Here is a 19,813-nt window from a genome sequence, read left to right as displayed (position 1 = left end):
CAGTCGACCTCCGCCCCAGGTGCCAGGATGAACCCTGGTGATCGTCGGAGAGGGGGACTGCAGTGCTGGGTGTGGTGGCCGCGGTCGCGCTGTGGTGGGCGGCGTACCTGCTGCTGTTCCGGCAGGATCGTCGCCGGCTGCGCACGGGGCTCGCCCTGCTGCTGGCCCTCTGGCCGAGCGTCACGCTGCTCGCCGACCTGGTCCTCCGGGGGCGTCCGCCGGGTGAGGTGCTCCTCCTCGTGGCCGGCGCCGTCGGCCTGGTCGGAGCGCTCACCCTGGGCGTCACGGTGGTCGTCGGGGCCGCGGTGGTCTCCCCGCTCGAGAGCGGCCCCGTCGGGCGCCTCCTCTCGGGCCTCGGGGGACTCGCGCTGCTGATCGCGCCCTGGGCCGTCGTCGCCCTGGTGGGCACGGAGACACCGCTCGGGATCGGAGTCGGGGTCGCGGGTGGGGTGATCGCCGCGCACATGGGGCTCGCCTTCCTCGTGTTCCTGGGTGCCACGGTCCCGTATCAGCTGTTCCCCTCGCGCCGCGAGAGCACGGGCATCATCATCCTGGGCTCGGTCCTGTTCGACGGGCGCGTCCCTCCTCTGCTGCGGCGCCGTCTCGACCGGGCCGTCGCCGAGCGCGAGCGGCTCCTCGCGCTCGGGATCGATCCGGTGCTGGTGACCTCGGGCGGCAAGGGCGACGCGGTGAACCCGCCCGAGAGCACGGCCATGGCCGCCTACCTGGTCGGGGTGGCCGGGGTACCGGCCGATCGGGTCCGCACCGAGACGAGTTCCCGGACCACCGAGGAGAACCTGCTCTACTCGCACCGGATCCTCGACGAGGCCGGTCACCAAGGCCCGTACATCATCACCACCAGCGGCTATCACGCCTTCCGCGCTGCGCTCCTGGCGCGCGGGCTCGGGTTCGACGACGAGGTGGTCGGCGGTCCGACGGCCCTGTCCTACCTGCCCACCGCGACGCTGCGCGAGTTCGTCATCACCATGTCGTACCGGAAGCGGTGGATCGCCGCGCTGGTCCCGGTGACCGTGGCCCTCGTCGTCCTGCTGGTGCGAGCCGCCTGAGGAGCATCCGGAGCGCGGCGGGCCATGCGGAGGGGCCGAACCCGGCGGAGGGCCCCGATCGGTCCCGTGCGATGTCAGGATGGGCAGGTCGATTCTCGGAAGGAGCGGTGGATGCTGGGTGCGGTGGTCGGAACGGCCTTCTGGTGGGCGGTGTACCTGCTGGTCTTCCGACGGGACCGACGGCGGGTGCGCAACGGCGCGCTGCTGCTGATCGCGCTGTACTCGAGCGTCTCGACCCTCACCCAGCTGATCTCCACCACGCTGCTGCTCGGGGACATCCTGATGCTGGTGGCCGTGGGAGCGGCCCTGCTCGGCGTCATCGCCCTGGGGATCTTCCTGATCGCCAACGGTCTGACGATGGTCCGCAAGGAGGGCCGTTCCCTGGGCAATCTGCTCTCCGGGATCGCCGGTCTCGCCCTGCTGGGTGCTCCGGTGGCCGCGGTGGCGCTGGGGATCACGCTGACGCCGTTCGGCGTCGGAGCGGGTGCCCTGCTGACCCTCCTCGCCCTCCACCTGGGCATCGCGTTCCTGGTGTTCCTGTGCGCCTCGATCCCCTACCAGCTGTTCCCGAAGAAGCTGCCCACGACGGGGATCATCGTGCACGGGTCGGGGCTGATCAACGGCCGTGTCACCAAGCTCCTGCGGGGCCGGCTGGACCGGGCGGTGACGGAACGTGAGCGCCTGCTGGCCGAAGGCCACGATCCGATGGTGGTGCCGTCGGGCGGACAGGGCGAGGACGAGGCCCGTTCGGAAGGGGCGGCGATGGCCGAATACCTGCGCGAGGTGGCCGGCGTGCCCGCCGATCGGATCCTCGCCGAGACCGCCTCGACCACCACCCGGGAGAACCTGACCTTCTCGCACCGCCTGTTGGACGAGGCGGGCCACCAGGGTCCCTACCTCGTCTCGACCAGTCGCTATCACGCGTTCCGCGCTGCGCTGCTGGCGCGCGGCCTGGGCTATGCGGATGAGGCGATCGGTGGCCCGACCACCTTCTACTACGTCCCCAGCGCCACCTTGCGCGAGTTCCTCGCGGTGATGTCGTACCACAAGGTGTGGATCACGGTGCTGTTCCTGCCGTCGCTGACCTTCGTCGCGCTTCTGGTCCGGGCGCTGCTCCTGGCGACCTGAGCGGAACCTCCCGTTCAGCCCCGCTCGTCGAGTCGGCGCACGCCGCGCCAGGCGGCGGGGATCAGCACCGCGGCGATGGCGGCCTTGACCAGGCCGCCGGGGATGAAGGGCCACAGCCCGGCGGCGAGCACTCCGGTCAGACCCAGGTCGGCGCCCAGGACGGCGTTCGCGATCATGGCCAGGTACGGCACGCCCACCAGGAACGGCACGGCGCTGGCGGCGACGAAGCCCACCATCGCCAGGACCGGGCGACGGTCCCAGGCGCGCTCGGCGAACCAGCCGGCCACGAAGGCGGCGGGGATGAAGCCGAGGACGAAGCCGAAGCTCGGGGTCAGCACGGCGGCGGGTCCGCCGGTGAACCCGGCGAGGACCGGGGCGCCGGCGAGCCCGACGAGCAGGTAGGTGGCCAGCGCGGCGGCGCCGCGGCGGGAGCCCAGGGACGCGCCGACCAGGATCACGCCGAGGGTCTGGCCCGTGATCGGCACCAGCGGCAGCGGGATGGTGATCTGCGCGAGGAGGGCGACGACGGCGGTGCCGGCCAGCACCAGCGCGGCATCCTGGACGCGGCTGCGGTGCGGGGCCAGGGCATCGGCCAGGACGGGACGGCGGGCCGGGACGGCGATCGCGGACATGGGGCTCCTCGGGGATCGGGACGGGCAGCACCAGCGTAGATCAGTCGCGGTCCGGATCCGTCCCGGCGCCCGTCTCGCGGTCGGGGTCGGCCTCTGGCTCTGGCTCTGGCTCGGCAGCAGGATCGGGATCCGACTCGGCATCCGGCTCGGGGTCCATCCGGGCGATGACGCCCAGGTCGGTGCGCATCCACCACTGGCCGCTCTCGCGCCGCTCGGCCGCGGTGGCGTAGCGGTAGCGGAAGTACCGCACGCGCAGACCCGTGGGCGGGGCGCCGTGGAAGGGGTCGCTGCGCAGCAGGCGTCGGACCCCGGGGTCTCCGTCGCGGAGCTTCTCCAGCAGCGCCACGAACCAGTCCTGGGCACCGGGCCGCAGGGCGAGGAACCACATCTGCCAGTCCAGCCGCAGGTGGTACGGCGCGAACTGGCGGGAGCGACGGCGCACATCGCCGGGCTTGCCCGGGAACTCGTAGGCGTGCCAGGCCACCTCGTCGGCCGTGGGCGGGTCCGGATCCAGGGTGCCTTCGATGATCACCTCGTAGCGACCGGAGGTCATGGATCCGAAGGCGCCGTAGGCGTTGACCAGGTGGAAGCGGTTGAAGCTCGCGTTCATCAGCTGGTGGGCGGAGAACAGGTTCAGCAGCGGCTTCCAGCTCAGCACCGCCAGGAACACCACGACGGCGAGGATCAGCAGCTGCCACCACAGCGGGGAGCCTGCCGTCCCGGCCGCCGACGCGTCCGTCGCCGGGAGGTCCTGCCAGCCCCAGCCCGGGAACGGGCCACCGCCCAGCCACCGCCAGAAGGGGTCGCTGATCGCCGCGGTGGCGACCAGGATCGTCAGCCAGTTCAGCCAGGCGTAGTTGCCGGTGACCACGAGGAACAGCTGGGTGAGGATCACCAGCGAGGCCCCGATCGAGGCGATCGGCTGCGGTAGCAGCACCAGCCAGATCGCCCCCAGCTGGACGACGTGGCTGCCGAGCACTTCGATCCGGTGCCACCAGCGCGGCCGCAGGTGCGCGAGGCGGCTGAGCGGGCCCGGCATCGGCTGCGTCTCGTGGTGGTGGTCCATCGCGGTCAGGTCCCGCCAGGAGGGGTCGCCGCGCATCTTGATCATCCCGGCGCCGAACTCGAGGCGCAGCAGCATCCAGCGCAGGAACCACAGGATCAGCAGCGGCGGGGCGACCTGGTGGGAGCCGAGGAAGCCGACGATGAACCCGCACTCCAGCAGCATCGACTCCCAGCCGTAGCCGTAGAAGATGCGGCCGACGGAGTGGATCGACAGGTACAGGCCCCACATGGCCAGGAACACGGGGATCGTCGTCCACCCCGGTCCCTGCTGCGGCAGCCCGATCACGGCCGACGCCCCGAGCAGCATCCCGACCGCGCACATCCCCCGCAGCAGGCGGTCGCTGTAGCCGACGCGTCGCCAGCGGAACAGACTCGGTCCACCGCGGCCGAGCGAGCGGGCGAGGTGGTCGGGGGTGGGCAGCAGCCCCCGCTCCCCCAGCAGCACCGGGAACTGGCGGTACGTGGAGGCGAAGGCGAGCACGAACACGGCGGCGACCCCGCGCTGGATGATCTCGCGCGCGATCGTGTAGTCCTGCGCATCCAGCAGCGCGAATCCGTTCATCCATTCCACGGCGGTCCACCTCCCGTGATCGGGCTCGCCTCCGATCATCCGCCGACAGCGCGCGCCTGTCACGCGGCCGACGGACCGGGCGGAAGGCCGCGGGAGCTCTCAGGCGCCGAGCACCAGCGGGGCCAGCGCGGTCCACGCCCACCAGCTGCAGGCGGCGAGCACCGCGACGTACAGCAGATGCCAGATCCACGTCGGCACCCCCGTGAGCTGGGCGAGCTGGGCGGGGTCGTCCCCGCGACCGCCGCCGGTGATCACCGCTCCCAGGTGCCGCCAGGCGCCGAACAGGGCGAACACGGAGGCGGCCAGGGTGAGCAGGGCGGCCACCGCCGGGCTGCCCCACCACCAGGCGGTGCCGAGGGCGACCGCGGTCGCCAGCACGGCGAGCACGGTGTGCAGGGAGCGGGTGAACACCAGCGAGATCACGAGCACCACGCCGGCGGCGAACAGGGCGGTGGGCGCCCATCCGTGCAGGGCGATCTGGACCCCGACGGCGCCGAGGATCGCGGGGGCGGGGTAGCCCGCCCAGGTCGAGACGATCCGGCCGAACCCACGCCGCGGCCCGACGGTCACGGCGTGGCCGGACATGTCGGCGCTGACCACGAAGCCGGTGAAGCGGCGACCGACGAGGATGCCGACGATCGCGTGCCCCAGCTCGTGCACGATCGTCACCGCCGGGCGCACCAGGTGCCACAGGGGCGGCAGCACGACGACGGCGAGCGCCGCCGCCAGGGCCGTCAGCACCCACCAGGCGTTCTCCGGCGCGGCCGAGGGCACGATGCGCTCCCACACCGCCCGGGCGAGGTTCTCGAGGTCCATCCGCTCATGGTGACAGCGGCGTCTGGGAGCCCGCCTGCCCGATGTGCGCCGTGGTGCGTGTCACACTGACCCGATGCGTCGACGACGACCCGAGGAATCAGGTGGCCTGTGATGACGGATATCGACCCGACCCTGGCCCGCTGGATCACGGCGCCCGGCGAGGACCCCCAGAACCCGTTGCTGCGCACGAGCTTCGAGCTGTCCGCGCCGCCGACGTCGGCCCGCCTGCTGGTGACCGGCCTGGGCGTGTTCCGGGCCTTCGTCAACGGCGAGCCCTACCGGTCCACACGTCTGGATCCGGGCCTGACCGACGCCCGGCGCAGGGTCCTGGTGTGCGAGGCGGACGTCGCCGCGCTGCTGCAGAGAGGCACGAACGTGCTGGGGATCGCGCTGGGGCGGGGCTTCCACGCGATGGCGACCCCGAACGTCTGGCGCTGGGAGCAGGCGCCCTGGCGGGGCCCGGTCCGCGCCTGGGCGCATCTGCGCATCGAACTGGCCGACGGCAGCTCGCACGCCGTGACCACCGGGAGCGGCTGGCGGACCGCCCCGGGCCCCATCTCCCGCGACTCGATGTACGAGGGCGAGGTCTTCGAGGGCGGGGGCGTCGGGAGCGGACGCTCCGCGGGCGGGGCCGATCCGACGGCGTGGCTGCGCGGCGACTTCGACGACTCCTCCTGGGCCGAGGTGCTCGTGGACCGTCCCGGGTCCGGCGCGCACCGCGGCACCGCCGCGCCCGAGCCGCGGATGCAGCTGCAGGTCCAGGAACCGGTGGTGGTCCGCGAGGAGCTCACCCCACGGGTGCTTCCCCGCGAGGACGGGCCCGTCGTGCTGGACATGGGGCGGGTGATCGCCGGCTGGTGCCGGTACGAGCTGACGGGGCCGGGACCGCTGGAGTTCTCCGCCGTCCACGGCGAGAAGCTGCGCGAGGACGGCAGCGTCGACGCCGACAACGAGCACATCCATGCCGCGCGCTTCCAGGAGGACCTGGTGCGTCTGGAGTCGGCCGCGCCCCGCTTCGAGCCCCAGTTCAGCTACAAGGGCTTCCGCTACGTCGAGCTCGAGGCGCGCGGCGGATCGCTCGACCAGCTGGAGGTCACCGGTCTGCTCGCTCACGCCGATCTCCCCGTCGCGAGCACGCTGACCAGCTCCGATCGCTACCTCGAGCGTTTCGACCAGGCGATGCGGGCCTCGCTGGCCAACAACATGCACCACGTCCCCACCGACACCCCGATGCACGAGAAGAACGGCTGGACCGGGGATGCGCTGACGGGGCTGGCCGCGATGACGGCGAGCTTCGACCTGCGGGGGATGCTGCGCAAGTGGGCCGCCGATCAGGCGGACGGCCAGCGCCCCGACGGGTCCCTGTCGGTGATCGCCCCGAACCCGGACTGGGGCTACCAGGAGCTCTCCCCCGCCCCGGAGTGGACCACGGTGCTGCCGGTGCTGCTCGACGAGCTCGCCAGCGAATACGGCGAGGCGGACGTGGTCCGCGAGCACGGGGCGGCGGCCGCCGCCTACCTGACCTACGAGCTGGGCCGACGGGACGAGGACGGGCTCATCTCCGGGGTGCTCGGCGACTACCTCACCCCGGGCAGCCCGGGTCCGGCTCCTGAGGACAAGCGCCTGACCGCCACCCTGGCCGTCGCCCAGGGCCTGCGGGCGCTCGCCCATGCGATCGAGCTGCTCGATGAGGCCGACGGACCCGACGATCTCGACCGGCCCGCCGGGCCCGACGAGGCCGACGAGGCCGGGGCGACGCGTCGCCCCGACGATCTCCCCTCGCCCGGACGCCTGCGTGAGGACGCCGAGACGCTCGAAGCGGCGGTGAACACCGTCTTCCTCGACACGGATCGTGGGGTGTACCGGGATCCGGGCTCGACGGTCTACCGCCAGACCAGCAATCTGCTGCCGCTGGCCCGCGGGATCGTGCCGAGCGGGCAGGTCGATGCCGTGCTCGCGCACCTGGTCGAGGACATCGAAGCGCGCGGGGATCATCACGACTGCGGGCACATCGGCGTGCGATACCTGCTGCCGGTGCTCTCCGCCCACGGGCACGGGGCGCTCGCGCTGCGGGTGCTCGCGAACCCGACGGCGCCGGGCTGGCGCGCCTGGCTGGAGGCCGGCAACTCCACGTTCATGGAGATGTGGGAGAACCCGCGCTCGTGCTCCCACTACTTCATGGGCACCCCGTCGACGTGGATCCATGAGCACGTGGCCGGGCTGCGGCGCGGCCGGGACGGGTGGCGGGAGTTCCTGGTGGCCCCGGACCCGGAGGTCCCCGTCGGCCGGATCGAGCTGACCCGCACCACGATCCACGGCGAGATCGACGTGGAGGTGGACCGCGACTCGTCCACCCTCACCGTGGCCGTGCCCGAGGGGACGCGCGCCCGGGTGGTGGTGCCCGGGAGCGAACAGCTCCTCGATCCCGGGGTGCACGCCGTCACCTGGTGAGGGCGCCGTGGCCGGATGCGCCGCGGCCGGGCGACCCGCCCCGGGACAGAGCGACGCCCGCCGGTCCCGGCGCAATGCCGGACCCGACGGGCGTCGAGGTCATCACCGAGCCCCGCGAGGCGGGGCCGGAAGTCTCAGATGCCGCGGATGTTCACAGCCTGCATGCCCTTGGGGCCCTGCTCGGTCTCGAACTCCACGCGCTGGTTCTCCTCGAGGTCGCGACGACCGGTGCCCTGGATCGCGCTGAAGTGCGCGAACACATCGGCGGAGCCGTCTTCGGGGGCGATGAAGCCGTAGCCCTTGTCGGAGTTGAACCAGCTGACGATGCCAGTAGCCATGGCGATATTCCTTCGTTGTCGTGAACCACGTTCGTGGCCCGGGTATCCGCGACGACTCCGCCGCGGATGGGTTGCAGCCCGTGATGGGCGTGCGGGTGCGGCCTCGAGGGCCGCCTGAGCCGCATCCAGCGACAGGAAGTCGCCGATGCGGCCGAAATGGGGCCCGAAGGCCGTGTGGACCGGCGCGTCAGCGGAAGGGCTGACGACATGGCCGGCGAACTCTCCGGCGAGCGTGGCGACATGGACGTCGTCATCGGCTCGGAGCCAGGAGAGGGTGGGGAGCGCTGCGACGACCTGGGTGGGGGTCATCGGCGCGGACGAGAGGGGTGACGTCGATGCGTCGTCATACGTCGGAAGTGCCAAGGAGGTGATGAATACTCGGTTTCGTAGGGTGTTCTGCGCGACCGTCGTCGGTCGCCTCCGAAAGAGGCATCCAGCGCCGTGCGGCCTTCCGCGGTCCTCGCCGGGGCGAGATCGTGCGAACGACTACGAGAAGACTACGGCATGCCCCGGGGTGGTCGGGGCCGGGTGTGACTCAGTCCTCCCAGCGCACCTCGTCGGCGGTCTTGTCCCGACGCCAGCCGCGCCAGACCGGGTGACGCAAGCGGCCGTCGTCGGTCCGTTCGGTGTGCTGGACCTCGCCGACGAGATCGGCGCGGACCCATTCGGCGTCGCGGGAATCCGCCCGGGGGACGTCGTCCACCGGCGGGGTCCTGCGGGATCGAGAGCGCAGCGTGCGGGCGATGTCCTCGAGGTCCTGCTCGCTGAATCCGGTGCCGACGCGGCCCGCGTAGCGCAGCGTCCCGTCCCCGTCCGGCACGGCCAGCAGCAGCGAGCCGAGGGTGCCGGAGCGCTCGCCCTTGCCGCGACGCCATCCGATGACGACGACCTCCTGGTGGCGGGCGTTCTTGAGCTTGATCCAGGTGCGGGCGCGCTTCCCGGGCCGGTAGGTGCTCTGCTCCTTCTTCGCCATCACCCCTTCGAGCTGCAGCCGCTGGGAGAGCTCGACCGCGTGGTCGACGTCCCCGTGGTCGGCGTGCGGCAGCTGGACGTGCTCGCTCGCGCTCACCGTCTCGAACAGCGCCTCGCGCCGCTGTCGGTACGGGGTGCGCAGCAGGGAGTCGCCGCCGCGGACCAGCAGGTCGAAGACCATCACGTGGGCCGCGACGTCCTTCCGGGCCCGCTCGACGTCCCGCTCACGGGTGAGGCCGAGGCGCTGCTGAAGACGCGAGAAGGAGGGCCGGTCCTTGCCGTCCAGCGCCACGATCTCCCCGTCCAGCACGGTCTCCCCGGCGGCCAGGACGTCCGGGTCGACCGCCTCGGCCAGCTCGGCGAGCTCGGGGAAGGTGGCGGTCATGTCCTTGCCGCCGCGGCTGGTCAGGCGGACGGCGTCGGACGTGACGGTGGCGATCACGCGCACGCCGTCCCACTTCATCTCGAAGGCCCATTCGTGCTGGTCGCGGATGTCGTCCCGGCTGCCGAGGGTGGCGAGCATGGGGGTGATCGGCTCTCCCATCTCGCGGGGCGCGGAGGCGGTGGGCGCCGCCTTCCCGGCCGCGGACGAATGCTCGCTCTCCTCCTCCCCCGCCTCCCGGTCGGGCTGGTCCTTCATGTCGGGCTGGTCCTTCTTGTCGGGCTGGTCCTTCATGAGGTGCAGCAGCCAGTTCGAGGCGGCCTTCTCCTTCGCGGCGGCGGACTTCTGCTTCCCACCCATGCCGCCCGTGTGGAGGAACGCGTAGCGGCGCGGCTCCCCGCCCAGCCCTCCGTCCTCGCGACCGTGGCAGACGGCGATCACCTCCTCGCCCTCGCGCCACTTCTCGATCTCGATCGTGCCGGTGTCCCAGATCGTCACGTCGCCGCCGCCGTACTCATCGCGAGGGATGGTGCCCTCGAAGGTGCCGTAGTCGAGGGGGTGATCCTCGGTCTGCACGGCGAGACGGTTCACGTCCACCTCGAGCGGGGGCCCCTTGGGCACGGCCCAGGAGACCAGCACCCCGTCGTGCTCGAGACGGACATCCCAGTGCAGGGAGGAGGCGTGATGCTCCTGGATGACGAACATCGGCGCCCGGGCATCCAGGGCCTCACGGGCGTCCTGGGCCGCCGGCCCGTCGGGCTCCGGCACCGGCTCGGGGGTCTTCTCGGGATCGCGCTTGGAGCGGTAGACCTCGAGCCGGTCGCGGGCCCGGTCGGCCGACACGCCCTGCTCCTGGTCGCCGGAGCCCGACCTGCTGGTGGAGCCGGAGCTGTCGGAGGCCCCGGAGCTGCCGGAGCGCCCCGAGGAGCTGCTCGGGTCCGCGCCGAGCGGGGCGATCGGATCCTGCCCGTCCTCGATCCGCTCGAGCACCTGCTCGTACTCGAGGTGGGCGAGGTCCGGGTCCTCGATCTCCTCCCAGGTGCGCGGAGCGGCGACGGTCGGGCGCAGGCGGCCGCGCAGGGAGTAGGGGGACACGGTGGTCTTGTGGCCGTTGTTCTGGGACCAGTCCACCAGAACCTTGCCGGCGCGCAGCGACTTCTTCATGTCGCTGACCACCTGATCGGGATGATCCTGCTCGAGTGCTCGCGCCAGCTCGTGCGCGACCTCGTCGACCTCGTCAGCGGTGCTGGTCCCGTCCAGCGGGGCGTACAGGTGGATCCCCTTCGAACCGGACGTCACCGGGTAGGACTCCAAGTCCATGTCCGTGAGGATCTCCCGGCACCACTGCGCGACCCGGGCGCAGTCCGCCAGGCCGGCGCCGTCACCCGGGTCGAGGTCGAGGACCAGCCGGTCGGGATTCGTCTCCCCGCCGCCGTCGTCGAACCGCCACTGCGGGGTGTGCATCTCCAGGGCGGCCAGCTGGGCGAGCCAGACCAGCACCGCCGTCTCGTCGACCAAGGGGTAGGTCGAGGTGCCGTCGCTGTGCTCGATGTCCGCGCGGGGGACCCAGTCCGGGGCGTGGTCCTCGAGGTCCTTGCGGAAGAAGACCGTGCCGGGCTTCGTCTCCGTGCTCACACCGTCCACCCAGCGCTTCCGCGTCGCGGGGCGCCGGGTGGCCTGCGGGATCATCACCGGAGCGATCCGGCGGTAGTAGTCGATCACCTCGCCCTTGGTCGTCCCCGTGGACGGGTAGAAGACCTTCTCGAGGTTCGAGAGCTTCAGCGTGTGACCGTCGACCTCGACCTTGTGCTCACCGGTAGCCATGGGGCCACTGTGCCCCCGATCACGGCGTCCGTCACGGGATCGGCCGACCGATCGTTCCTGGTCCGCACGGTCCGTGGCGTGGTCTCATGGAGCATGCGCGCGATATGGAGCGGTGAGATCACCTTCGGGCTCGTGAACGTGCCGGTGAAGCTGTACGGCGCCACGCGCTCGCACGATCTGTCCTTCCACCAGGTCCACGACGATGACCACGGGCGGATCCGGTACGAGCGCCGCTGCGAGGTGTGCGGCCGCGAGATCGACTACGAGCACATCGAGAAGGCCTACGACGACGGCGACAAGACAGTGGTCCTGACCGACGAGGAGCTCGAGGCTCTGCCGGTCGAGGACGACGACGAGATCGACGTCGTCCAGTTCGTCCCCGATGAGCAGATCGACCCCGTCCTGCTGGGCACCTCCTACTTCCTCGAGCCCGTCGGCCGGTCCGCGAAGGCGTACGTGCTGCTGCGGCGGACGCTCGAGGACACCGAGCGCACCGCGATCGTGACGTTCACGCTGCGCACGAAGACCCGCCTGGGCATCCTGCGGGTCCACGGCGACCTGCTGGCCCTGCAGACCCTGCGCTGGCCGAAGGACCTGCGGGAGGTCGACTTCGCCCCGGCGAGGTCGAAGATCTCGGCGAAGGAGCGGGACATGTCGGCCGCGCTGGTCGAGCAGTTCAGCGGCGACTTCGAGCCGGAGCAGTTCACCGACGAGTACCAGGCGCAGCTGCGGGAGCTGGTCGATGCGAAGCTCGAGGAGGGAGAGGGGGTCGATACCGACGAGACCTTCGGTCAGGAGCGCTCGCAGGCCTCCGAGCAGGACGGCAAGGTCATCAGCCTGATGGATGCTCTGGAGCGCAGCGTCACCACGCGGCGCGGTGCCGCGGAGTCCTCCGCGAAGACCTCGGGCTCCCGCCAGGAATCAGGGTCCGGCACGACGTCCGGGTCCGGCACGAGAAAGAAATCAGGGTCCGGCCAGAAGTCCGGGTCCGGCCAGAAGTCCGGGTCCGGCCAGAAGTCCGGGTCCAGCAAGAAGTCCGGCACGAGCTCGACGTCCGGCTCATCGAAGAAGTCCTCGACCTCCTCGAAGAAGTCGGGCAAGAAATCGGCCTGACCGGGCCCACGACGGCGTCCATCCGTACCCAGCCACACCCCCGATCGTCGGCCGCCGCGAGTAGCGTGAGGCGGGTGAACGCCCGACATGTCCCCCAGCCCACGGCCATCGAGGTGCGCGGCGCCCGCGTGCACAACCTCCGCGACCTCGATGTCGACGTGCCGCTGCACCGTGTAGTGGGCATCGCCGGCGTCTCCGGCTCCGGGAAGTCTTCGCTCGCGATGGGTGTGCTGTACGCCGAGGGCTCGCGCCGCTACATCGAGGCGCTGTCGACCTACACGCGGCGTCGCATGTCCCAGGCCCCGCGGGCCGACGTCGACGAGGTCACGCACGTGCCGGCCGCCCTCGCCCTGCGCCAGCGCCCCGGCGTCCCGGGGGTGCGCTCCACCTTCGGCACCTCGACAGAGCTGCTGAACGTCCTGCGGCTGATGTTCTCCCGCCTGGGCTCGCACCTCTGCCCGAACGGGCACCGGCAGGATCCGACCATCGATGTGGCCGCCGAGGTGCCCTTCTCCTGCCCCGAGTGCGGCGAGCAGGTCCACGCCCCGGGCGCGGAGCAGCTCGCTTTCAACGCGGAGGGCGCCTGCCCGCGCTGCGAGGGCCTCGGGATCGTGCGCACCGTCGACGACGCGACGCTGGTGCCCGATCCGACGAAGACCCTCGACGGCGGCGCCGTCGTGCCGTGGAACATGTTCGGCTTCAACGTCCAGCCGGACATCGTCCGCGAGTTCGGGGTCCGCACCGACGTGCCCTGGCAGGACCTGGCGGGCTGGGAGCGGGACGTCGTCCTGGACGGTCCCGAGGAGAAGAAGCACATCACCGTCACCTCCAAGAAGGGACTGCACGAGCTCGACTTCACCTTTCGCAACGCCCGCCTGACCGTCACCGAGGAGCTGCGGCGCGCTGACACCGAGAAGCGCCTGAGCCGCGTGAGCCGCTTCCTGCACGAGAGCGTCTGCCCCGACTGCGAGGGCACCCGCCTGAGCCCTGCCGCGCGCAGCCCGCAGATCGCCGGGATCGACCTCGCCGCGGCCACCGCGAAGACCCTCGAGGACCTGATCGCCTGGACCGCGGGCATCATCGACCCGTTGCCGGAGGACCTCCGCCCGATGGCCACGGCGCTGGTCGATCAGCTGCGGGAGATGGCGGACCGCCTGACGCGGCTGGGTCTGGGCTATCTCGCCCTGGACCGCGCCGGCAGCTCCCTGTCCACCGGCGAGCGCCAGCGGGTCCAGCTGGCCCGTGCGGTCCGCAACCGCACCACCGGGGTGCTGTACGTCCTGGACGAGCCCAGCATCGGGCTGCACCCCTCGAACATCGACGGGCTCCTGGCGCTGGTCGAGGATCTGCTGGCCGACGGCAACTCCGTGGTGCTCGTCGACCACGACGTGCAGGTGCTGCGCGCGGTCGACCACCTGATCGAGATCGGCCCCGGCTCAGGACGCGACGGCGGCCAGGTGGTCGCGACCGGGAGCGTCGAGGAGATCGCAGCCTCCCCCACCTCCTCGCTGGGCGGCTTCCTCGACGGCCGCGAGGGGGTCCTGGTCCGCGAGCGCGCGAGCGACGAGGAGGTCTTCTCCTTCGGCCGGCTCCACCTGCGCACCACCCCCGTGCACACGGTCCACGCCCTGGACCTCGAGATCCCGCGCGGGCGCCTGACGGCGGTCACCGGGGTCTCCGGCTCGGGCAAGACCACGATGGTGCTGGAGTCCCTGGTCCCGGCGCTGACCGCCGGTCTCGACGGATCCAGCGTGCCCGCGCACGTCGAGCACCTCGAGGGGGAGGGCATCAGCCGGGTCCACCGCATCGATGCCACGCCGATCGGTCTGAACGTGCGCTCGACCGTCGCGACCTACAGCGGCGTGATGGACGACCTGCGCCGTGCTTTCGCCCGCACCGAGGACGCCCGCGAGCGCGACCTCCGCCTCGGCGACTTCTCCTACAACACCGGCTCCCTGCGCTGCCCGCGCTGCGAGGGGACGGGACAGGTCTCCCTCGACGTGCAGTTCCTGCCCGACATCGACATCGACTGCCCCGACTGCGGCGGCACCCGGTACGCCCCGGAGGCCGACGAGATCACCCGGCCCCGCGCGGACTCTCCGACGGGGATCTCGCTGCCGCACCTGATGACCCTGACCACCCGCGAGGCCCTCGAGGCGGCCGGGGACATCGCCGCCGTCCGCCGCCGTCTGCAGGCCCTGGTCGACCTGGGGCTGGGCTATCTCACCCTGGGCGAGGACACCCCGGCGCTGTCCGGCGGGGAGGCGCAGCGGCTGAAGCTCGCCGGCCAGATCGACCGCCGCCAGGACGAGGCGCTGTTCGTGTTCGACGAGCCCAGCGTCGGCCTGCACCCCCGGGACGTGCGCACCCTGCTGGACGTGCTGGACCGGCTGGTCGACCGCGGGGCGACGGTGATCGTCATCGAGCACGACCTCGACATGATCGCCAACTCCGACCACGTGATCGACATGGGCCCCGGCGGCGGCGTCGACGGGGGCCGGATCGTCGCCACCGGCACCCCGGCCAGGATCGCCGCGGACGAGGCGGGCGTGACCGGGCGGTACCTGCGCGCGCACCTGGGGTGAGGCGCCGGGCGCAAGGCCCCTCCGGGGTGAACATCCCGGGAACTCCCGGCCCCGCGGCCGCGTCGTCCAGCGCACTGCTCAGCCTGCTCCCCTAGTGTTTCTTATGGAGGCCCTCAGAGGACCACCCCACGCAGCCGAAGGAGAGACGCCGAGATGAGCGAGACCGCATCCAGCCCCCGATTCCATTGGTTCCTGCCGCCGCGCGGGGACGCCATGGCACCCGGGCCCTTCGCGCGCGGGCACGAGAGCGTCCCCGAGTCGGGACTCGTGGACTACCTGTCCGAGGTCGCCCTGGCCGCCGAGCAGGGCGGCTTCGACGGAGCCTTGACCCCCGTCGGGATCAACTGCCCGGACCCGTGGGTGCTGTGCTCCGCGATCGCGGCCCGCACCGAGCACCTGAGCTTCATCGTCGCTCTGCGACCCAGCCTGCAGTCGGCCACCCTGGTCGCGCAGCAGGCGGACACCTTCCGTCGGCTCCACGACGGCCGCATCATCCTCAACGTCGTCACCGGCGGTGACCCCGCCGAGCAGGCCGGCTACGGCGTGCACGTTCCGCACGACGAGCGCTACGACATCACCGAGGAGGCGCTGCAGGCGATCCGGCCGCTCCTGGCCGGTGAGCAGGTGGACCTCGAGGGGCGCCACCTCCACCTGGTCGGCGCCCAGCTGGTCGAGCCGGGCACCTCCCGGGTGCCGCTGTTCTTCGGCGGCGCCTCCCCGAAGGCCGTCGAGGTCGCGGCCGCCCAGGCGGACACCTACCTGCTGTGGGGCGAGCCGCTGGCGGACATCGCCGAGCGCATCGAGACCGTCCGCACCGCCGCCGCTGCCGTCGGCCGCGAGCTCGACTACGGCCTGCGCCTGCACGTCATCTCCCGCGACACGGCCGAGGAGGCCTGGCAGGTCGCCGCCGAGATCCGGTCCGGCTTCGACGCGGAGGCGGTGGCCGCCGTCCAGCAGCACAAGGCCACGATGGACTCCGTCGGCCAGGCGCGCATGGGCGCTCTGCACGGCACCGAGATCCCGGCGGACGTCTCCGACCTCGTCATCGGCCCGAACCTGTGGGCCGGGATCGGGCTAATGCGCGAGGGCGTCGGCACGGCGCTGGTCGGCTCGCACGAGGAGGTGGCCGATCGCCTCGTCGAGTACGCGGACCTCGGCATCTCCGAGTTCATCTTCTCCAGCTACCCCCACCGCGAGGAGGCTCTGCGGGTGGGACGCGAGGTGATCCCCCGCGTGCGTGAGCGGCTCGGTGCCGCGGCCCGGGTCACCGTCGGGGCCTGACCACCTCCTCAGGAGCAGCTCGCCGCGCTGCTGGCCGAGTTCCTGGAACACTCGGGGGACACCGCCCGATCGAAGGAGTGAGAGCACTGGAGACCAGAACGATCGTCATCACCGGAGCCTCCGACGGCATCGGTGCCGCCGCCGCGCGGCAGCTGGCCGGCCCGGGCCACCGCCTGCTCCTCGTCGGCCGCTCCCCCGAGAAGACCGCCGCCGTCGCCCATGAGGTGGGGGCCAAGCACTTCGTCGCCGACTACGCCCGCCTGGACGACGTCCGCCGCCTGGCCGACGAGCTCTCCGAGGCGACCGCTGAGGACGGCATCGATGCGCTGGCCAACAATGCGGGAGGGGTCTTCGGCCAGCGGACCCCGACGGCCGACGGCTTCGAGAAGACCTTCCAGGTCAATCACCTCGCCCCGTTCCTGCTGACCAACCTGCTGCTGCCCCGGCTGCTCCCGGGCGGCGCCTCCGTGATCGCCACCTCGAGCATCGGGCACCGGCTGTTCGGGCATCTCGACCTCGAGGACCTGGACAATGCGCGCCGCTTCAGCGCGCGCAAGGCCTACGGCGACGCGAAGCTCGCGAACATCCTGGTCACCCGCAGCCTGCACGCGAAATTCCATGCTGAGGGCCTCTCCTCGGCGGCCTTCCACCCCGGGATCGTGCGCACGAGCTTCGGCACCGGCTCCGCGAGCGGCATACGCTGGATCTACCAGTCGGCGCTCAGCCGCCTGGTACCGATGATCAGCCCGGAGGCCGGTGGCGCGATCCTCGCCTGGTTCCTCACCGGCACCCCCGGATCGACCTGGACATCCGGTCGCTACTACGACCAGGACCGACCGACGACGAAGGTCCACGCCCAGGCCGACGACCTCGAGCTCGCCGAGGCGCTGTGGCGCCGCAGCGCCGAGCTGGTCGGACTGAGCTGAGCAGCCGCTCCCCGACGAGCAGAGGCCCATCCGTGGGACGCGGTGGAGTCGACCCGCAACGAGCAGGCAGGATGGGGACGTTCCGGAACGCATCACCCCGAGGAGTCCTCATGACCGTCATCGTCACCGCCGTGTTCTATCCCAAGCCTGGCAGGAAGCAGGAGCTCGCCGACGCGATGCGTCGCGGCATCGAGGCCGTCCAGAGCGAGAAGGGGTGCGAGCTGTACTCCATCCATGACGCCGAGGACGGCACCATCACGATGATCGAGAAGTGGTCGAGCGTGGAGGATCTCGATGTGCACGGCGACAGCGATCAGGTCAAGATCCTGCGCGCCGACGTCGCCGATCTCGTCGAGAAGCCCGGCCTGGTCACGCGGATGACCCCGATCCCCGTCGGCTCCGCGGAGCAGGGCGCGGTCTGAGCCGAGGCCCCGAGGCCACTCCCAGGCGTACCACTGCCCTGATACGGTTTGTGTCAGTCAACTGATACGGATCGAGGGATGTCATGTGGTACCTGCTCGCCCCCACCGTCCTCGGGATCGCCGGCGGGGTGCTGCTGCGACTCCTGCGGGGCGCGCACCTGCCCTCGCTCGATCGGCGCAGCGCGGCGCTGACCGCAGCGGCGGCCGGCGCGTCGTCCCTGGCGATGGTCGTCTATTCGCTGTCCGCGGTCTTCGCGGTGTCCGGGGTCATCCCCCTGTACGCCTTCCCGTGGGACGCATACGTGGCAGTTCGGTACCTCCTCCCTCTACTGGTCGGGATCCTCGCGGTCCTCGCCCTCGGGATACCCGCCCGCAACGGCTCTGTGAGCGGGGCCCAGCTGACTCGGCGCACCTGGACCTCGTTCCTCGGTCGGTCGTGGATCCTCGCCCTCCTTCTCGCGCTCGGCGTCGTCGTCGCGGTGACCGTCGCCGCCGGCCTCGCCTCGCAGCGCGACGATGCGGGGCACTTCACGCGGTACGTCGTGGAACTGGGCCCTGGATCGATGGCGACGACCATCTACGGGTGGCACCTCTCCGTCGGCCCCCTGGTGGCCGTCGGAGTCCTGCTCGTCGCGACCGTCGTGGCCCTGGCCGGGATCGCCCGCCCTCCCCATCCCGAGGACCTCGAGGCGGACATCGCACGGCGCCGGCTGCGGAGCGCGAACGTGGCCCGCATCGCGACCGGCGCGCTGCTGCTCCACCTCGCGACCGTGCTCCGGTCCGTGGCGCGGACCGCCGGAGCTACTCTCATGGTCGGTGCCGAGTCCGGGGAGCAATTCCGCTCGGGGACCTCCTTCGCCGCCCTTGCCCCCGTCCTGCAGGGCGCTGCCCTGCTCACCGGCGCGATCGGGCTGGCGCTGTGGATCCTCACCGCGCTGAGCTGCCGCAGCCGACATGACCAGACGGCTCGGCAACCGGCCTCGGCATGATTCTCGAGATCACGCCGCACGGCGCGAATCCGGCGGAGCAGATCCGCGATCGGATCTCCGGGCTCATCACCACCGGAGCCCTCGCCCGGGGCGATCGGCTGCCCTCCGTCCGGCAGCTAGCCACGGACCTGGAGGTCGCTCCGGGAACGGTCGCCAAGGCCTATCGCGCCCTGGAATCCGACGGATTGATCGTCTCTCGGGCCGGCGCGGGGACCCGGGTGAGCGAGGATGCCTCCTCCGTCTCTCCTGCGGTCGCCCGGGCGGCCCGACGGCTCGCCTCGACCGGACGCCAGGACGGCCTCGATCTGGAGGAGGCCGTCCGGGTGCTCCGCGCCATGTGGTGACGGCAGATGACGGCGCCCGTGCGCGTCCGGCCCCGCGAGGTGCAGAACCGTGAGACCCGCTCTGATCGAGGAGGCCCTGGATGAGCACCGCTGAGACCACCGACGAGTCCGCCTGGCGGGCCTTCCGCCGGCACCGGGACGAGTCCCTGGCCGCCCCGCACGGCGTCCTCTCCCAGGTGGCCCTGCACTGGATCGATCCGGCCGTCGGCCAACAGCAGCTCGACGCGGTGCCCGGCCGCTGGCACCTCGCGAAGAACCGCCTCGTCACCGAGTTCGAGGACGCGGAGCTGTCCCTGCTCGCCGCCGACGAGGAGGTGGAGACTCGGGTCGACGGCGGTTGCACGACGACGACCGTGACCGGCACCGACGACGTGCGCCTGGCGCGCTTCGGTGACGACGTGCAGATCGACGTGATCCGTCGCGGGGGACGCATCGGCCTGCGGCTGCTCGACCCCGCGTCCCCGCGCCGGGCCGGCTTCGACGGCGTGCCGACCTTTCCCTACGACCCTGCGGCCGTGCTGCGGGGCACCTGGCGCCGGGAGCCCACCACGGTGACGGTCGGCTCCGCGCTGCCGTGGCTCACCCAGGAGCTCCCCTCCCCCGGCGTGGCCACCCTCGAAACCGACGACGGCCCCGTCGAGATGGTGCTCACCGGGGAGTCGAGCATCCTCTTCACCGACGAGACATCCGGGACCGACAGCGCCGACTGGCGCCAGGTGACGGCGCAGCTCGACGGGGAGGACGTGCGGGTCGATCTCAACGTCGCCCTGAACTTCCCCTCCGCCTTCAGCGCCTGGGGCACCTGCCCCCGGCCGCCGGAGGGCAACCATCTGCCGCTGGCGGTGCGCGCCGGTGAACGACGGGTCGAGCCGACCGAGCGCTGAGCACGACGGCGGGCGGACCGCTC

General features: G+C 71.8%; 16 protein-coding genes. 11 read left to right on the top strand and 5 right to left on the bottom strand.

Annotated elements, in window-relative coordinates; all coding sequences use genetic code 11:
* Positions 1 to 62: 62 nt before the first annotated feature.
* Together JOF44_RS16955 and JOF44_RS16950 are read left to right on the top strand one after the other, a co-directional pair.
* Entirely contained in the window at positions 63 to 1,067 is a 1,005-nt protein-coding gene (locus JOF44_RS16955; protein ID WP_209894200.1) for a YdcF family protein, read from the top strand.
* Between the two features lie 111 nt (positions 1,068 to 1,178).
* On the top strand, positions 1,179 to 2,195 hold the full coding sequence (locus tag JOF44_RS16950; RefSeq protein ID WP_209894197.1) for a YdcF family protein: 1,017 nt from the start codon (positions 1,179 to 1,181) through the stop codon (positions 2,193 to 2,195).
* Between the two features lie 14 nt (positions 2,196 to 2,209).
* On the opposite strand, the gene JOF44_RS16945 is transcribed toward JOF44_RS16950, so the two are convergent.
* The 3 genes from JOF44_RS16945 to JOF44_RS16935 all read right to left on the bottom strand — a co-directional run bounded on the left by JOF44_RS16945 (position 2,210) and on the right by JOF44_RS16935 (position 5,279).
* A complete protein-coding gene (locus JOF44_RS16945; RefSeq protein ID WP_209894194.1) occupies positions 2,210 to 2,827 on the bottom strand; it encodes a biotin transporter BioY in 618 nt (205 codons plus the stop codon).
* Positions 2,828 to 2,867: 40 nt separating this feature from the next.
* Complete coding sequence (locus JOF44_RS16940; RefSeq protein ID WP_209896156.1) at positions 2,868 to 4,454, bottom strand: lipase maturation factor family protein; 1,587 nt, start codon at positions 4,452 to 4,454, stop codon at positions 2,868 to 2,870.
* 108 nt (positions 4,455 to 4,562) lie between these two features.
* Positions 4,563 to 5,279, bottom strand: a complete 717-nt coding sequence (locus JOF44_RS16935; RefSeq protein WP_209894191.1) for a M50 family metallopeptidase — start codon at positions 5,277 to 5,279, stop codon at positions 4,563 to 4,565.
* A 111-nt stretch (positions 5,280 to 5,390) separates the two neighbouring features.
* Here JOF44_RS16935 and JOF44_RS16930 point away from each other — a divergent pair, with 111 nt between their 5' ends.
* A complete protein-coding gene (locus JOF44_RS16930) occupies positions 5,391 to 7,730 on the top strand; it encodes a family 78 glycoside hydrolase catalytic domain (RefSeq protein WP_209894187.1) in 2,340 nt (779 codons plus the stop codon).
* A gap of 134 nt (positions 7,731 to 7,864) precedes the next feature.
* Here JOF44_RS16930 and JOF44_RS16925 read toward each other — a convergent pair whose 3' ends face one another.
* On the bottom strand, positions 7,865 to 8,068 hold the full coding sequence (locus JOF44_RS16925; protein ID WP_076810267.1) for a cold-shock protein: 204 nt from the start codon (positions 8,066 to 8,068) through the stop codon (positions 7,865 to 7,867).
* A 535-nt stretch (positions 8,069 to 8,603) separates the two neighbouring features.
* On the bottom strand, positions 8,604 to 11,246 hold the full coding sequence (locus JOF44_RS16920) for an ATP-dependent DNA ligase (protein WP_209894174.1): 2,643 nt from the start codon (positions 11,244 to 11,246) through the stop codon (positions 8,604 to 8,606).
* Positions 11,247 to 11,339: 93 nt separating this feature from the next.
* On the opposite strand from JOF44_RS16920, the gene ku reads away from it, so the two are divergent.
* The 8 genes from ku to JOF44_RS16880 all read left to right on the top strand — a co-directional run bounded on the left by ku (position 11,340) and on the right by JOF44_RS16880 (position 19,790).
* The gene (gene ku, locus JOF44_RS16915; RefSeq protein ID WP_209894171.1) at positions 11,340 to 12,359 is read left to right on the top strand and encodes a non-homologous end joining protein Ku; all 1,020 of its coding nucleotides are present in this window, start codon (positions 11,340 to 11,342) and stop codon (positions 12,357 to 12,359) included.
* Positions 12,360 to 12,433: 74 nt separating this feature from the next.
* Positions 12,434 to 14,944 (top strand): excinuclease ABC subunit UvrA, encoded by a 2,511-nt coding sequence (locus tag JOF44_RS16910; RefSeq protein ID WP_209894162.1) that lies wholly within the window; start codon positions 12,434 to 12,436, stop codon positions 14,942 to 14,944.
* Positions 14,945 to 15,097: 153 nt separating this feature from the next.
* Positions 15,098 to 16,225: an LLM class flavin-dependent oxidoreductase gene (locus JOF44_RS16905; protein WP_209894160.1), complete on the top strand. Its 1,128-nt coding sequence runs from the start codon at positions 15,098 to 15,100 to the stop codon at positions 16,223 to 16,225.
* 86 nt (positions 16,226 to 16,311) lie between these two features.
* Entirely contained in the window at positions 16,312 to 17,151 is an 840-nt protein-coding gene (locus JOF44_RS16900; RefSeq protein WP_209896154.1) for an SDR family NAD(P)-dependent oxidoreductase, read from the top strand.
* Positions 17,152 to 17,261: 110 nt separating this feature from the next.
* Entirely contained in the window at positions 17,262 to 17,573 is a 312-nt protein-coding gene (locus JOF44_RS16895; RefSeq protein ID WP_209894157.1) for a putative quinol monooxygenase, read from the top strand.
* Positions 17,574 to 17,656: 83 nt separating this feature from the next.
* Positions 17,657 to 18,562 carry a hypothetical protein gene (locus tag JOF44_RS16890; protein ID WP_209894154.1) on the top strand — a complete coding sequence of 302 codons (906 nt, stop codon included), beginning with the start codon at positions 17,657 to 17,659 and terminating at the stop codon, positions 18,560 to 18,562.
* Positions 18,559 to 18,906 carry a GntR family transcriptional regulator gene (locus JOF44_RS16885; RefSeq protein WP_209894152.1) on the top strand — a complete coding sequence of 116 codons (348 nt, stop codon included), beginning with the start codon at positions 18,559 to 18,561 and terminating at the stop codon, positions 18,904 to 18,906. Before JOF44_RS16890 ends, JOF44_RS16885 begins: the two co-directional genes overlap by 4 nt.
* A gap of 80 nt (positions 18,907 to 18,986) precedes the next feature.
* On the top strand, positions 18,987 to 19,790 hold the full coding sequence (locus JOF44_RS16880) for a DUF1684 domain-containing protein (protein ID WP_209894149.1): 804 nt from the start codon (positions 18,987 to 18,989) through the stop codon (positions 19,788 to 19,790).
* The last annotated feature ends 23 nt before the right edge of the window (positions 19,791 to 19,813 follow it).

This window comes from Brachybacterium fresconis (assembly GCF_017876515.1).
GTDB lineage: Bacteria > Actinomycetota > Actinomycetes > Actinomycetales > Dermabacteraceae > Brachybacterium > Brachybacterium fresconis.
The sequence above is the reverse complement of the archived record's forward strand: the minus strand, read 5'-3'. Positions and strand labels throughout refer to the sequence as shown.

Coding starts and splice junctions, on each gene's coding strand:
- JOF44_RS16950 (WP_209894197.1), top strand. CDS start 1,179: ATGCTGGGTGCGGTGGTCGGAACGGCCTTCTGGTGGGCGGTGTACCTG.
- JOF44_RS16945 (WP_209894194.1), bottom strand. CDS start 2,827: ATGTCCGCGATCGCCGTCCCGGCCCGCCGTCCCGTCCTGGCCGATGCC.
- JOF44_RS16940 (WP_209896156.1), bottom strand. CDS start 4,454: ATGAACGGATTCGCGCTGCTGGATGCGCAGGACTACACGATCGCGCGC.
- JOF44_RS16935 (WP_209894191.1), bottom strand. CDS start 5,279: ATGGACCTCGAGAACCTCGCCCGGGCGGTGTGGGAGCGCATCGTGCCC.
- JOF44_RS16930 (WP_209894187.1), top strand. CDS start 5,391: ATGACGGATATCGACCCGACCCTGGCCCGCTGGATCACGGCGCCCGGC.
- JOF44_RS16925 (WP_076810267.1), bottom strand. CDS start 8,068: ATGGCTACTGGCATCGTCAGCTGGTTCAACTCCGACAAGGGCTACGGC.
- JOF44_RS16920 (WP_209894174.1), bottom strand. CDS start 11,246: ATGGCTACCGGTGAGCACAAGGTCGAGGTCGACGGTCACACGCTGAAG.
- ku (WP_209894171.1), top strand. CDS start 11,340: ATGCGCGCGATATGGAGCGGTGAGATCACCTTCGGGCTCGTGAACGTG.
- JOF44_RS16905 (WP_209894160.1), top strand. CDS start 15,098: ATGAGCGAGACCGCATCCAGCCCCCGATTCCATTGGTTCCTGCCGCCG.
- JOF44_RS16895 (WP_209894157.1), top strand. CDS start 17,262: ATGACCGTCATCGTCACCGCCGTGTTCTATCCCAAGCCTGGCAGGAAG.
- JOF44_RS16890 (WP_209894154.1), top strand. CDS start 17,657: ATGTGGTACCTGCTCGCCCCCACCGTCCTCGGGATCGCCGGCGGGGTG.
- JOF44_RS16885 (WP_209894152.1), top strand. CDS start 18,559: ATGATTCTCGAGATCACGCCGCACGGCGCGAATCCGGCGGAGCAGATC.
- JOF44_RS16880 (WP_209894149.1), top strand. CDS start 18,987: ATGAGCACCGCTGAGACCACCGACGAGTCCGCCTGGCGGGCCTTCCGC.